The organism is Promicromonospora sp. AC04, assembly GCF_003058225.1.
GTDB lineage: Bacteria > Actinomycetota > Actinomycetes > Actinomycetales > Cellulomonadaceae > Promicromonospora.
This window is the reverse complement of sequence record NZ_QBUG01000012.1, coordinates 103,448-117,012: the sequence shown is the minus strand read 5'-3', so window position 1 is coordinate 117,012 and position 13,565 is coordinate 103,448. Positions and strand designations below refer to the sequence as shown.

General features: G+C 70.1%; 12 protein-coding genes. 11 read left to right on the top strand and 1 reads right to left on the bottom strand.

From position 1 onward, the window contains the following. The first annotated feature begins 2 nt into the window (after positions 1–2). Complete coding sequence (locus tag C8K30_RS26025; protein ID WP_108495876.1) at positions 3–971, top strand: sugar ABC transporter permease; 969 nt, start codon at positions 3–5, stop codon at positions 969–971. Then, the gene (locus C8K30_RS26020; RefSeq protein WP_233257469.1) at positions 968–1,963 is read left to right on the top strand and encodes a carbohydrate ABC transporter permease; all 996 of its coding nucleotides are present in this window, start codon (positions 968–970) and stop codon (positions 1,961–1,963) included. The genes C8K30_RS26025 and C8K30_RS26020 overlap by 4 nt, the downstream gene beginning before the upstream one ends. Positions 1,964–1,974: 11 nt before the next feature. Here the strand turns inward: C8K30_RS26020 and C8K30_RS26015 are convergent, their stop codons facing one another. Then, the gene (locus C8K30_RS26015) at positions 1,975–2,994 is read right to left on the bottom strand and encodes a LacI family DNA-binding transcriptional regulator (RefSeq protein WP_108495807.1); all 1,020 of its coding nucleotides are present in this window, start codon (positions 2,992–2,994) and stop codon (positions 1,975–1,977) included. A gap of 271 nt (positions 2,995–3,265) precedes the next feature. Between C8K30_RS26015 and C8K30_RS26010 the strand changes: the two genes are divergently transcribed. The 9 genes from C8K30_RS26010 to nrdI all read left to right on the top strand — a co-directional run bounded on the left by C8K30_RS26010 (position 3,266) and on the right by nrdI (position 13,565). After that, positions 3,266–4,570: an ABC transporter substrate-binding protein gene (locus C8K30_RS26010; RefSeq protein ID WP_108495806.1), complete on the top strand. Its 1,305-nt coding sequence runs from the start codon at positions 3,266–3,268 to the stop codon at positions 4,568–4,570. After that, the gene (locus C8K30_RS26005) at positions 4,563–5,540 is read left to right on the top strand and encodes a carbohydrate ABC transporter permease (protein ID WP_369941279.1); all 978 of its coding nucleotides are present in this window, start codon (positions 4,563–4,565) and stop codon (positions 5,538–5,540) included. Before C8K30_RS26010 ends, C8K30_RS26005 begins: the two co-directional genes overlap by 8 nt. A 1-nt stretch (position 5,541) precedes the next feature. Then, positions 5,542–6,426, top strand: a complete 885-nt coding sequence (locus tag C8K30_RS26000) for a carbohydrate ABC transporter permease (protein WP_108495805.1) — start codon at positions 5,542–5,544, stop codon at positions 6,424–6,426. Between the two features lie 91 nt (positions 6,427–6,517). After that, complete coding sequence (yicI, locus tag C8K30_RS25995; protein ID WP_108495804.1) at positions 6,518–8,785, top strand: alpha-xylosidase; 2,268 nt, start codon at positions 6,518–6,520, stop codon at positions 8,783–8,785. Next, the gene (locus C8K30_RS25990; protein WP_108495803.1) at positions 8,782–10,218 is read left to right on the top strand and encodes a GH1 family beta-glucosidase; all 1,437 of its coding nucleotides are present in this window, start codon (positions 8,782–8,784) and stop codon (positions 10,216–10,218) included. Before yicI ends, C8K30_RS25990 begins: the two co-directional genes overlap by 4 nt. A 141-nt stretch (positions 10,219–10,359) precedes the next feature. After that, entirely contained in the window at positions 10,360–11,016 is a 657-nt protein-coding gene (locus C8K30_RS25985; RefSeq protein WP_108495802.1) for a hypothetical protein, read from the top strand. Positions 11,017–11,055: 39 nt separating this feature from the next. Then, a complete protein-coding gene (locus tag C8K30_RS25980; RefSeq protein ID WP_108495801.1) occupies positions 11,056–12,465 on the top strand; it encodes a serine hydrolase in 1,410 nt (469 codons plus the stop codon). 387 nt (positions 12,466–12,852) lie between these two features. Next, positions 12,853–13,095: a glutaredoxin-like protein NrdH gene (nrdH, locus tag C8K30_RS25975; protein WP_108495800.1), complete on the top strand. Its 243-nt coding sequence runs from the start codon at positions 12,853–12,855 to the stop codon at positions 13,093–13,095. A 35-nt stretch (positions 13,096–13,130) separates the two neighbouring features. Then, a complete protein-coding gene (gene nrdI, locus C8K30_RS25970) occupies positions 13,131–13,565 on the top strand; it encodes a class Ib ribonucleoside-diphosphate reductase assembly flavoprotein NrdI (protein ID WP_108495799.1) in 435 nt (144 codons plus the stop codon).

Here is a 13,565-nt window from a genome sequence, read left to right as displayed (position 1 = left end):
CCGTGACCGCCCCGCGGACGAGCGCCGCGACGTCGACCGGAGGCGGCCCGCCGCCCCGCAAGGTCCCCTGGACCACGCGGCTGCGGCGCGACCGCTCGCTGCTGATCATGGTGGCCCCGGCCGTGCTGCTCCTGGCCGTGTTCGCATACGTGCCGATGTTCGGCAACGTGGTGGCCTGGCAGGACTACTCGCCGTACGTCGGGGTGCGGGAGAGCCCCTTCGTGGGGTGGGCCAACTTCGCGCGTGTGCTCACCAACCCGCTGTTCCTCGACGCCGTGTCGAACACGCTGGTCATCACCGCGTTCCAGCTCGTGTTCTTCTTCCCGGTGCCGATCGTGCTGGCGCTGCTGCTGAACAGCGTGCTGACGCCGAGCCTGCGCGCCACCATCCAGTCGATCGTGTACCTGCCGCACTTCTTCTCCTGGGTGATCGTCGTGACGATCTTCCAGCAGATCTTCGGCGGCGCCGGGGTCGTGGCGAGCAGGCTGCGCGAGGCGGGGTACTCCGGGTTCGACCTGATGACCAACCCGGACACGTTCCTGCTGCTCATCACCGCGCAGTCGGTATGGAAGGACGCCGGCTGGGGGATCATCATCTTCCTCGCGGCGCTGGCCACCGTCGACCCGCAGCTCTACGAGGCGTCGGTGGTCGACGGCGCGGGCCGGTGGCGCCGCATGTGGCACGTCACCCTCCCGGCGCTGCGGCCGGTGATCATCCTGCTCCTGATCCTGCGGCTGGGCGACGCGCTCACCGTCGGGTTCGAGCAGCTCATCCTCCAGCGCGGCGCCGTCGGGACCGACGTCGCGGAGGTGCTCGACACGTTCGTGTACTACCAGGGCGTCGTGAACGGCGACTGGGCCTTCGCGGCGGCCGCGGGGCTCGTCAAGGGCCTGGTCTCGCTCGCCCTGGTGCTCGGGGCCAACAAGCTCGCCCACGTGATGGGCGAGGCGGGGGTGTATCAGCGCGCATGACAACGAGAACCGAGAACCGTCCCGGGAAGAACGCGCCACCACGGCCGCCGGAGCAGCCGCCGACGCGCTCCGAGCGGTACCGCGCCCTGCTGCGCGGCAAGCACCGTCCGGTCTGGGAGGAGGACCCCACCCCGCTCGGGCTCCTCGTCAAGGCCCTGGCACTCCTGCTCATCGTGGGCACCGTCGCCTATCCGCTGTACACAGTGGTGCTCACCAGCCTCTCCACCCAGGCGGACATCACCAGGTCCGGCGGCCTGGTCACCGTGCCCGGCAGCCTGACGCTCTCGGCCTACGGCCAGATCCTGTCCGGCGGGATCGTCACGCGGGCCACGATCGTGAGCATCGGGATCACCGTGGTCGGCACGGTGCTGTCCACCACGGTGTCCGTGCTGGCGGCGTACGGGCTGAGCCGGCCGGGCTCCTTCGCCCACCGGCCCGTGCTGTTCGTCTTCCTCATCACCATGTTCTTCGGTGCGGGGATGATCCCGACCTACCTGCTGGTGAGCAACCTCGGGCTGATCGACAGCTACTGGTCGCTCATCCTGCCGGGCGCCGTGAGCGCGTTCAACGTGCTCATCCTGCGGGCGTTCTTCATGGGCATCGACCAGTCCATCACCGACGCCGCCCGGATCGACGGCGCGGGGGACTGGCGGATCCTGGGGCAGATCGTGCTGCCCATGTCGAAGGCCGTCGTGGCGGTGGTCGCGCTGTTCTACGGCGTCGGCTACTGGAACGCGTTCTTCAACGCGATGCTCTACATCAACGACAACGCGAAGTGGCCGCTGCAGCTGGTACTGCGGTCCTACGTGCTGCAGGGGGTGACGCTGCCGGGCAGCGGCGTGGGCCAGGTCGACGTCGACGACGGCGCCGTGACCGGCCTGCCGGTGAAGATGGCGGTGATGGTGCTCGCGATCATCCCGATCCTCGTGGTGTACCCGCTGGTGCAGCGGCACTTCACGAAGGGTGTGATCTTCGGGGCCATCAAGGGATGACGCGCCCGCCGTCAGCCGGCTGCGGCAGCGGCGGGCCCGCTCGCCGAGCTCTCCCGCTCGGTGAGCACGGGGGCGAGCAGCCTCGTCTCGGACGGCTGCTCGCCCTCGAGGCGCGCCATCACCATGTCGACCGCCACCTTGCCGATGTCCTCGGCGGGCAGGTCGATGCTGGTCATCGGGATCCGCTGGGAGAGCGCCACGTCCGTCGGGCACACCGCCACCACGGATATGTCGGTGCCGACCACGATCCCGCGCTCGGCCAGGCGGGACAGCACGTGGGGGAGTGCGCCCTCGTTGTGCACGATGATCCCCGTGGTGTCCGGCGCGGTCGCCAGCAGCGCGTCCACGGCGGCCGCGGCGCCCGACGGCGACGAGTCGCACGCCTCCACCTTGACCGCCACGCCCGAGCTCTTGGCCTGGCTCCGCAGCCCGCGCATCAGCCGCTCGGCATACGAGGTGTGCCGCCGCAGCACCTCGGGCGGCGAGCCGATCAGCGCGACGTCGGTGTGGCCCGCGCCGGCGAGGTGCCGCACGGCGAGCCGGCCGGCGGCCTCGAAGTCGAGGTCCACGCAGCTCAGCCCCTCCGGGTCCTGCGGCAGGCCGATGAGCACGGTGGGCTGCTTGGCGGCGGCCACCAGCGGCACGCGCGGGTCGTCCGCCTCGATGTCCATCATGACCAGGGCATCCACCATGGAGCCGCCGGTCACGCGGTCGAGGCCGCTGACGTCGTCCTGGGTCAGCAGCAGGACGTCGTGGTCGAAGTCCCGCGCGCGCGTGACCACGCCCGCCACGAACTGCATGATGACGGGCACGTTCACGCCCACGCGCAGGGGCGCCATGAGCGCTATGACGTTGGTGCGGGCCGAGGCCAGCGCCCGCGCGCCGGCGTGCGGGCGGTAGCCGAGCTTCTCGATGGCGCGCTCCACGCGCGCCCGGGTGGGCGCCGAGATGGGCCGCTTGCCCGACAGCACGTAGGACACGGTCGAGACCGAGACCCCCGCCGCCTTGGCGACGTCGTCGATCGTAGCCACAGTGCTCCTCTCGCATCGGTACCGCTGTGTGCCTGTGAGTGTGCCTGGCGCGGTGGCACGCCGTGCGCGCGCCGCGCCGGGCACACCAGTGTGCCTTATGGCAGGGAAGCGCTTCGACAGAAGCCTAGCCCAATTGTCGAAAAGTGCCACTGGACATGAGTCGCTGCCTAGAGTTAGCGTGTTGAAACGCTTCGACGATCAAGACGCAGAGGTCTGGTCCCTGAGCCCCCCGGGCTCTGCGCGACGGCGCTGTGAAACACAAGGAGATGCAATGAAGCACAAGCGGACGATGACTGTCGTGGCGGCCTCGCTGGCCGGCGCCATGGCCCTGGCCGGCTGCACGGGCCAGAGCGGCGGCGGTGGCGACACCGACGACAGCACGCTGACGATCTGGCACTACGAGAACGAGGACTCGGCGATGGGCCAGGCGTGGGCCGAGGCCATCAAGATCTTCGAGGAGGAGAACCCGGACGTCACGGTCGACGTCGAGAAGCAGACGTTCGAGCAGATCCAGAAGAACGCCAAGATCGTGCTCACGGGCGACGACGTGCCCGACGTCATGGAGTTCAACAAGGGCAACGCGACCGCGGGCCAGCTCGCGGCGCAGGGCCTGCTGACCCCGCTGACCGACGCCGCCACCGAGCGCGGCTGGGACAAGACGCTGACCGGCTCGCTGGCGACCACGGCGACGTACGACGAGCAGGGGCTCATGGGCTCCGGCGAGTGGTACGGCGTGCCGAACTACGGCGAGTTCGTCGGGGTCTACTTCAACAAGGACATGTTCGCGGACCTGGGCCTCGAGCAGCCGACCACCCTCGACGAGTTCGAGGACGTGCTGGCCGCCTTCAAGAAGGAGGGCATCACGCCGCTGGCCGAGGCCGGCGCCGAATACCCGCTGGGCCAGCTCTGGTACGAGCTCGTGCTCGCCTACGGCGACCGCGCGCTGGTGGACGACTACCAGCTCTTCGCGAACGACGTCGACTTCCACAACGAGGCGATGACGCAGGCCACCGAGAAGCTCGACGAGTGGATCGACAAGGGCTACATCGCGTCCGACTCGGCGGCGCTGACCGCCGAGGACATGGGCGTCTCGTTCATCGACGGCACCTACCCGATGATGGTCAGCGGCTCCTGGTGGTTCGGCCGCCTCGTGGCCGAGACCAAGGCCGACTGGGGCCAGTTCAACTTCCCGGGCAACGAGCTGCACACCGGATCCTCGGGCAACCTGTGGGTGGTCCCGACGAACGCCGACTCCCCGAGCCTGGCCGAGGAGTTCATCGACATCACCCTGCGGCCCGAGGTCCAGAACGTGCTGGCCGAGGAGGGTGGCCTGCCCGTAGCGGGCGACGCGTCGGTCATCAAGGACGACCGCACGCGCGAGCTCACGGAGAACTTCCAGGCGATCCTGGACGAGGACGGCCTGGCGTACTACCCCGACTGGCCCGTGGCCGGCTACTACGACGTGATCGTCAGCGAGCTGCAGTCCCTGGTCAACCGGTCCAAGACGCCGGCCGAGGTGCTGGACGGGCTGCAGAGCTCGTACGACGAGGGCAAGGCCGACCTGCTCGATGGCTGACACCGTCCTGACCGAACGGCGCTCGCGGGCGGACGCCCGCCCGCGAGCGTCGCGCGGGACGCGCCGTCGTCGGCCGCAGTGGGTGGGGTACCTGCCCTACCTGCTGCCCGGCGCGGTCGCGTTCGGCGTCGTGATCGGCTACCCGCTGCTGACCAACGTGTACTTCAGCCTGTTCAAGTGGCGCGGCGGCATGGCGCCGCTGCGCTGGAACGGGCTGGGCAACTACGTGGACCTGCTGGGCGACGACAAGTTCTGGACGTCGTTCGGCAACTCGCTGGCGATGATCGTCGCGATGGTGCTGGTGCCAACGCTGCTGGGGCTGGTGCTGGCGGCGGTGCTGTTCGACTACCTCGGACGGCGGTTCGGCGAGCGCGTCTCGTCGGTGCTGCGGGCCACGTACTACCTGCCGCAGATCCTGCCCGTCGCCGTGGCGGGTGTGCTGTGGAACTGGATCCTGAACTCCCAGACGGGCGCGCTCAACGTGATCCTGCGGGGCATCGGCATCGAGACGCCGCCCAACTGGCTGGGCGACCCGAGCACGGCCCTGCCGTCGGTGATGCTCGTGCTGATCTGGGTCCAGCTGGGCTACCCCGTGGTCATCTTCATGGCGGCGCTCCAACGCGTGGACCCGGAGCTGTACGAGGCGGCCGAGCTCGACGGCGCGGGCTGGTGGGACCGGTTCCGGGCCATCACGGTGCCCCAGATCCGCCCCGAGACCTTTGTGGTGACGCTGACCTGCACGGTCGCGGCGCTCAAGGTGTTCGGGCCCATCTACGTGCTGACGCGCGGCGGGCCCGAGAGCTCGACCCTCGTGCCCAGCTACTACTCGTACTTGAACTTCTTCGACAAGTCCCAGGTCGGCTACGGGTCCGCGATCGCCACGGTGCTCACGCTCGTGATCGTCGCCGTGGCGCTGATCATCCTCGGCCTGCAGAACCGGGCCGAACGACGTGAGAGGGAGGGGGTCTGACATGGCCGTCGCCACAGACCTGCGACCTGCCCAGGTGCGGGCCACCGCCGTCGACTCCCGGTACCGGCGCGGCGCGGGCCGCTGGCTCGTGCTGGCCGCCGCGGTCCTGGTGGGCCTCGCGGTGCTCGCGCCGTTCGGGATCATGCTGCTCAACGCGTTCAAGTCACCGCAGGACTACGCGGCCAACGGGCCGCTGTCCCTGCCGTCGGGCCTCTACCTCGACGGGGTGGTGGCGTTCTGGGAGCGCACCGAGTTCCCGGTGAAGCTCTGGAACTCGGTGTTCATCTCGGCCGTCGTGGCCGTGCTGGGCGCGCTGCTGTCGCTGCTGAACGCGTACGCGATAGGCATCGGCCGGGTGAAGGGGCGGCTGTGGATCATCGCGCTGTTCCTGCTGGCGAACATGCTGCCGCAGGAAGCCCTGATCTACCCGCTGTTCACGATGGCGCAGTCGGTGGGCCTGTCGAACTCGCAGTGGTCGGTGATCATCATCTTCACCGTCATCCAGTCGGCATTCGGCACCTACCTGCTGTCCTCGGTGCTGGGCACGTTCCCGCCCGCGCTCCTGGAGGCGGCGGCGCTCGACGGCGCGAGCCGCTGGCGCATCCTCTGGCAGGTCGTGTTCCCGATCGTGCGGCCCACGCTCTCGGTCCTGATGATCTTCTTCTTCATCTGGACCTGGAACGAGTTCTTCATCCCGCTGGTCATGCTGACCAGCAACGACACCCAGACCATCCCCATTGCCCTGGCGTCCCTGCAGGGCGATCGCATGATGGACGCGCCGACCATCAACGCGGGGTCGCTCGTCTCCCTCGTGCCGGCCGTCCTGTTCTTCCTGATCTTCCAGCGCACCCTGACCCGGGGCGTGACCGCGGGGGCGGTCAAGTGACCCTGCCCCACCTGATGACCCACCTGGTGACCCGTCTGACGACCCACGCGGTGCCCCGCCCCATGACCCACGACGCCGAGAGGTACCGGCCATGAGATTCACCGACGGCTACTGGCAGCTGCGACCCGGCGTCGACATGCTCCGTCCGCGCGACATCGACTCGATCGAGGCGGGCGCGGACACGCTGACCGTGTACGCGCCCACCGCGCCCATCACCCGGCGCGGCGACACCCTGAACCGCCCGGTCGTGACCGTCACGTTCGACGCCCCGGCGGACGACGTCATCGGCGTGCGCATCGAACACCACCAGGGCCGCCGCGACCCCGGCCCGCACTTCGGTATCAACCGGGAGCCCGGCGTGGTCAAGGTCGTCGCGCCCGACGACGGCCCCGCCGAGCTCACCTCGGGCGGCCTCACGGCCCGCGTCTCCACCGACGGCGAGTGGCAGGTCGACTTCGTGGCCGACGGCGAGGTGCTCACCTCGTCGTCGGGCCGGAGCATCGGGATCGCGACCACGCCCGAAGGCGACTTCGTGCACGAGCAGCTCGGGCTCGGCGTGGGCGAGCACGTCTACGGTCTGGGCGAGCGGTTCGGCGCGTTCGTGAAGAACGGCCAGAGCGTCGACGTCTGGAACGAGGACGGCGGCACGGCCAGCGAGCAGGCCTACAAGAACGTGCCGTTCTACCTGACCGACCGCGGCTACGGCGTGTTCGTGGCCCACCCCGAGCGGGTGTCGTTCGAGGTGGGTTCCGAGGTGGTCAGCCGCACCCAGTTCTCGGTGCCGGGGCAGTCGCTGCAGTACTACGTGATCCACGGGCCCACCCCGGCCGAGATCCTGCGCCGGTACACGGCGCTGACGGGGCGGCCCGCCGTCGTCCCCGCCTGGTCGTACGGGCTGTGGCTCTCGACGTCGTTCACGACGAGCTACGACGAGGAGACCGTCACCAGCTTCATCGACGGCATGGCCGAGCGCGACATCCCGCTGTCGGTGTTCCACTTCGACTGCTTCTGGATGCGGCAGTTCCACTGGTGCGACTTCGTGTGGGACCCGGCCACGTTCCCGGACCCCGAGGGCATGCTGGCCCGGCTGCACGAGCGCGGCCTGAAGGTCTGCGTCTGGATCAACCCGTACATCGCCCAGCGCTCCCACCTGTTCCGCGAGGGCCAGGAGAAGGGCTACCTGGTCAAGACGCCGGAGGGCGACGTCTGGCAGTGGGACAAGTGGCAGGCGGGCATGGCCCTGGTCGACCTCACCAACCCCGAGGCGGCCGCCTGGTACCAGGACAAGCTGCGCGTGCTGCTGGACCAGGGCGTTGACTGCTTCAAGACGGACTTCGGCGAGCGCATCCCCACCGACGTCGTCTGGCACGACGGGTCCGACCCGCAGCGCATGCACAACTACTACGCCTCGCTCTACAACAAGACCGTCTTCGAGCTGCTCGAGGAGGAGCGCGGGCGCGGCGAGGCCGTCGTGTTCGCGCGCTCCGCGACCGCGGGCACGCAGGCGTACCCCGTGCACTGGGGCGGCGACTGCGAGTCCACGTTCGTCTCCATGGCCGAGTCCCTGCGCGGTGGCCTGTCGCTGTCGCTGTCCGGGTTCGGGTACTGGAGCCACGACATCGGCGGGTTCGAGGGCACGCCCGACCCGGCGGTGTTCAAGCGGTGGACGGCGTTCGGCCTGCTGTCCTCGCACTCCCGGCTGCACGGGTCGAGCTCCTACCGCGTCCCGTGGGCGTTCGACGACGAGGCGGTCGACGTCACCCGGAAGTTCACCAGGCTGAAGATGCGGCTCATGCCGTACCTCGGCCGGCTCGGGCACGTGGCCGCCGAGGAGGGCATGCCCGTCATGCGCCCCATGGTGCTCCAGTTCCCCGACGACCGGACCGCGGCCTCCGTCGACACCCAGTACATGCTGGGGCCGTCGCTGCTGGTCGCCCCGGTCTTCAGCGAGTCCCGCGTGGAGTACTACGTCCCCGACGGGGAGTGGACGCGTTTGTCGGACGTCGGTGGGGCCGGCCTGGCCCCGGCCGTGACCGGGCCGCGGTGGGTCGCCGAGGAGCACGGCTTCGACAGCCTCCCGCTGCTCGTGCGGCCCGGCACGGTGCTGCCGGTCGGCGCGCGCGACGACCGGCCCGACTACGCGTGGGCCGAGGGCGTGACGTTACGCTGCACCCGTCTGCCCGAAGGGTTCGACGAAGACGTCCTGGTACCCGGTGGCACCGGCGCCCCGGCGACGTTCCGTGTGCGGTACGCGTCCGGCGTCGTGCACGTGAGCAGCGACGACGCTCCGGGCGAATGGGGCGTCGAGAACGAAGGACGGACCATTCGGGCCACCGGCCCGGGAGAGGTGGCACTGTGAGTGCACGGAGTTTCCCCGCGGAGTTCCTCTGGGGCTCGGCGACGGCGTCGTACCAGATCGAGGGCGGCGCGACCGAGGGCGGGCGCGGCCCGTCCATCTGGGACACGTTTTCCCACACGCCGGGCAAGACGCTGAACGGCGACACGGGCGACGTCGCGGACGACCACTTCCACCGGTGGCAGGAGGACGTCGAGCACATCAAGAACCTGGGCCTGGGCGCCTACCGGTTCTCGATCGCGTGGCCGCGCGTGCAGCCGGGCGGCTCCGGGGAGTTCAACGCCGAGGGCATCCGGTTCTACTCGGACCTCGTCGACGGGCTGCTCGCGGCGGGCGTGAAGCCCGTGGTCACGCTCTATCACTGGGACCTCCCGCAGGAGCTGGAGGACGCCGGCGGCTGGACCAACCGCGAGACGGCCTACGCCTTCGCGCGGTACGCGCGGCGCATGGCCGAGGAGCTGGGCGACCGCATCGACGTCTGGACCACGCTCAACGAGCCGTGGTGCACGGCGTACCTGGGCTACGGCTCGGGCGTGCACGCGCCGGGCCGCACGGAGCCCCTGGCCGCGCTGCAGGCGGTGCACCACCTGAACCTGGCGCACGGCCTCGCGGTCCAGCAGATCCGCGAGGTGCTCGGCGACGCCGCCAAGACGTCGATCACGCTCAACCTGCACGTCTTCCGGCCGGACGACCCGTCGTCCGAGGCGGACCAGGGTGCCGTCCGGAAGGTCGACGCGCTGGCCAACCGGGCGTTCCTCGGGCCGGTCCTCGAGGGTGCCTACCCTGCAGACCTCCTGGAGAACACGGCCTCGGTCACCGACTGGTCCTTCGTGCAGGACGGCGACCTGGAGGCGATCGCCCAGCCGCTGGACGTGCTGGGGGTCAACTACTACTCGACCGCGCGGGTCCGGGCCTTCTCCGGGCAGGGGGAGCGGCAGCAGGCCGACGGGCACAAGGACTCCGCCGGCACCCCGTGGATCGCGGCGGACGACGTCGAGTTCCTGCCGCAGCCCGGCCCGTACACCGCCATGGGCTGGAACATCGAGCCGGCCGGCCTCACGGACCTGCTGGTGTCGCTGCGCGACACCTACCCCGACCAGCCGCTCATGGTCACGGAGAACGGCGCGGCCTTCGACGACGCCGTGGTGACCGAGGACGGCGTCGTGCGAGTGCACGACCCGCTGCGCGTGTCCTACCTGCACGACCACGTCGAGGCCATGGGCCAGGCCCGCGACAAGGGCGTGGACGTGCGCGGGTACTTCGCGTGGTCGCTGCTCGACAACTTCGAGTGGGCGTACGGCTACGACAGGCGGTTCGGCATCATCCGCGTCGACTACGAGACGCTGGAGCGCACCTGGAAGGACTCGGCGCACTGGTACCGCCGTCTGGCGACGACGAACACCCTGCCGGCCGTGGACGAGGTCTCCCCGGCCTGAGGCCCGGCCGGGTGGCACCGAGAGGTAGGGGTAGTAGCGGCATGCACCTCGCATGCGGCTGCTACCCCTACGTTCGACTACCCGTACGCTCGACGGCGGCCGGTTGGCCAGGTCGACCATCTGAGGGGAGTGACTGGCTGGATGTCGGAGATGACGGCTGAGGAAATGGGATGGACAGCGGTCCTGGAGGAGCTTCGGTCCGCGTCCGGGGTGGAGGTCAGCCACGAGGTGCTCGGGGCCGTTGAGGCCGACCCGAACCCGGAGAGCGTGCCCCTGGACCCGGGACTGGTTCGATGCAGCCCCCGCTTCTCCGAGATCGGCATTCAATGGGGGACGGTCGAGCCGTACGCGCCCGTATCGGGCGAGTTCTATCTCACGCCTGTCGCGTCGGCCATCAAGGGAGAGGCACCTGACTTCTCGTCGGACCTCCATTCCGAGAGTGAGCGTGCCGTGGGGGCCGAGCTCCGCATCATCGACGATGCTCCGTACACGGGCGCCGGCATGTACACGGCCCTCAGGTTGCAGGCGGGCGTGGCCAACCCGGAGATCTGGTTCGCGGACCACCTGCGGGGCCTCTGGCGAATGGATCTCGACTACCGCGAGTACCTCAGGGTGTTGGCCATGACCAAGGGGGCCTTCAGCTGGCAGCATCTCTTCACCGACGCGCCGCTGGACGACTCGGAGTTCAGCCGGATACCCGGCCGGCTCACGAACATGCTCGACGTGCTTCCGCGCGTCTTTCCGGACCACGACTACGAACCGCTCAGGGAGCGCCTTGTGGAACGCCTCGCTGGCTAGCGCCGACCATCCAGCTCTGCTCCTGGGTACCTTCTGCTCATGACAGAGCTGAGGGAGCCGCTGGACGCGGCACTGAGCGGTGCGGTCAGGGAACTCCGGGCGGCTGCACGGGTCCCCGTCCTGTCGGCGGCCGTCGGCCGCGGGGGCGAGGTGGCCTGGGCGGGCGTCGCCGGCGCCCCATGGGCAGGCAGCCCGACGCCGGAGCACGCGTTCCGCATCGGCTCCGTCACCAAGCCCATGGTGGCCGTGGCGGTGCTGCGGCTCGTCGCCGAGGGTCTCGTGGCGCTCGCGGACCCGATCGGCAGGCACCTACCGGACGCACCCGCCCCGGACGCCACGATCCGCCACCTGCTCACGCACACGAGCGGCCTGCAGTCCGAGTTCCCAGGCCCGTGGTGGGAGCGGCACGGCGGACCCACGTGGGACGAGCTGGCCCGCTCCGGCGTCGAGCAGCTCTGGGACCCGGGCGAGCAGTACCACTACAGCAACCCGGGCTTCGCCGTGCTGGGCCGGCTGGTCGAGGTGGTCCGGGGCAGCGCCTGGGACAGGGTGCTCCGCGACGAGCTGTGGGGGCCGCTGGGAATGACCGCCACCGGCCGCGTGCCGGCCGGTCCACACGTCACGGGGTACGCCGTCCACCCGCACGCGGACCTGGTTCATCACGAGCCGGTGGCCGAGTTCCGCGCGGCGGGACCCGCCGGCGAGCTGTGGTCCACGCCGTCGGACCTGGTGCGGTTCGGCATGTGGCTCGTGGGCGGCGAGGCGGACCGGGACGCCGGCGAGGCCGTGCTCCCGCTCGCGCTGCGCCGCCAGATGGCCGTCCCGCGCGTGGTGGTCGACGACGCCGGTCCCGCCGGCGGCCCGTGGCCCACCGCGCACGGCCTCGGTGTGCGCGTCCGCCAGGACGGCACCGTCCGCACGATCGGTCACGGCGGTTCGGTGCCGGGGTTCACCTCGGATCTCCGGGCCGACGCCGCGACGGGCGACGTGGTCGCCGTCTGCGGCTCGTCGACGCACGGGATCGGCGGTGGGGCCGGCCTGCTCGCGGCGCTGCAGGGCGTCGCGGCGCCCACGCCGCTGCCGCTCGGCGGGTCGGGCGACGCCGTCGGGCCCGTGCCCGGGCGGGCATACGGGCCGGGCGCGATCACCGGCACCTGGTACTGGGGGCCGTTCCCGCACACGGTGAGCATCGACGCGGCGGGCCGCGTCGACCTGCGGTCCTCGGACGGCGGCCGCGGCACCGTCTTCGACGACGTCGGGGGCGAGCTGCGCGGCGTCGAGGGCGGCTACTGGCTGGGGGAGCGGTTCGAGGTGCGCGACGCCGGGGACGGGGCCGCTGCGCTGGACGTCGGCACCTTCCACTTCACGCGCACGCCGTACGATCCGGCCACGGCCGTGCCCGGCGGAGTCGACCCGCGCGGCTGGCACCGGCCGGGCTCCGCCGGGTGACGTAATGGTGTCCGGGGGGGGTGTCCGACGGGACACGCCCAAGTGTCGCGACACGCCGTCGACTCAGATCACTTTTTGGGCTTCGCGGACCCCTCCGCTGGCGCTTGAAGTGCCCTTTCCCGGGCCTCGCGGGCACCGGTACGACCACCCCGCGCAGAGCCCTGCACGCGGCCTACCAGGCGGTGTCAGAGGCTCGTGGCAGCATGGTCCATGGGCGTCGCGAGCGGTTCCGGTGTGGTGCCTCGTTCGCCCAGAACCACTACATGTCGTAACCGAGCGAGTGTCAGACACTAGGTGTAGTGTTTGGTTCAGCGGGAGACGCAGACCCGCAAACTAAACACACCAACGTAATTTCACAGGTGTCCTTCGAGGTCAGAGGAGGCGGACATGAGCGTCACGGTCTACAGCAAGCCGGCGTGCGTCCAGTGCGACGCGACGTACCGGGCACTGGATCGCAAGGGCGTCGAGTACTCGGTCGTCGACATCACGCAGGACGCCGAGGCGCTCGAGATGGTTCGCGGCCTCGGGTACCTCCAGGCGCCGGTCGTCGTGGCCGGTGACACCCACTGGTCGGGCTTTCGCCCCGACCAGATCAGCGCGGTCGCCGCGCTCCAGGCCGCCTCGGCCTGACCTGCAGCACTGCAACGTCGGCAAGGAGGTGTGACGTGGTTTCTCTCGTCTACTTCTCCAGCGTGTCGGAGTACACGCACCGGTTCGTCGGGAAGCTCGGACTCGATGAGCTGGGGATGTCGGTGCACCGGATCCCGCTGCGCCCGGCCGACGGCTTTCTGCGCGTGGACGAGCCCTACGTCCTCATGTCCCCCACCTACGGTGGCGGCAACGAGGGCGGGGCCGTCCCGCGGCAGGTGAGGAAGTTCCTCAACGACGAACAGAACCGGTCGCTCATTCGCGGCGTCATCGCTGCGGGGAACACCAACTTCGGGGCTGCGTACTGCATCACCGGGGACATCATCGCGGCTAAGTGTGATGTCCCGTACCTGTACGCCTTCGAACTCCTCGGTACAGCGGAGGACGTCGCGCGCGTCCGCAACGGATTGGGACGATTTTGGCAGCAACAACCACAGAGGCTCTCAGCCTGA

Bases quoted from the DNA above. Each gene is read 5' to 3' on its own strand.
- C8K30_RS26020 (WP_233257469.1), top strand. From the start codon at position 968: ATGACAACGAGAACCGAGAACCGTCCCGGGAAGAACGCGCCACCACGG.
- C8K30_RS26010 (WP_108495806.1), top strand. From the start codon at position 3,266: ATGAAGCACAAGCGGACGATGACTGTCGTGGCGGCCTCGCTGGCCGGC.
- C8K30_RS26005 (WP_369941279.1), top strand. From the start codon at position 4,563: ATGGCTGACACCGTCCTGACCGAACGGCGCTCGCGGGCGGACGCCCGC.
- C8K30_RS26000 (WP_108495805.1), top strand. From the start codon at position 5,542: ATGGCCGTCGCCACAGACCTGCGACCTGCCCAGGTGCGGGCCACCGCC.
- yicI (WP_108495804.1), top strand. From the start codon at position 6,518: ATGAGATTCACCGACGGCTACTGGCAGCTGCGACCCGGCGTCGACATG.
- C8K30_RS25985 (WP_108495802.1), top strand. From the start codon at position 10,360: ATGTCGGAGATGACGGCTGAGGAAATGGGATGGACAGCGGTCCTGGAG.
- C8K30_RS25980 (WP_108495801.1), top strand. From the start codon at position 11,056: ATGACAGAGCTGAGGGAGCCGCTGGACGCGGCACTGAGCGGTGCGGTC.
- nrdH (WP_108495800.1), top strand. From the start codon at position 12,853: ATGAGCGTCACGGTCTACAGCAAGCCGGCGTGCGTCCAGTGCGACGCG.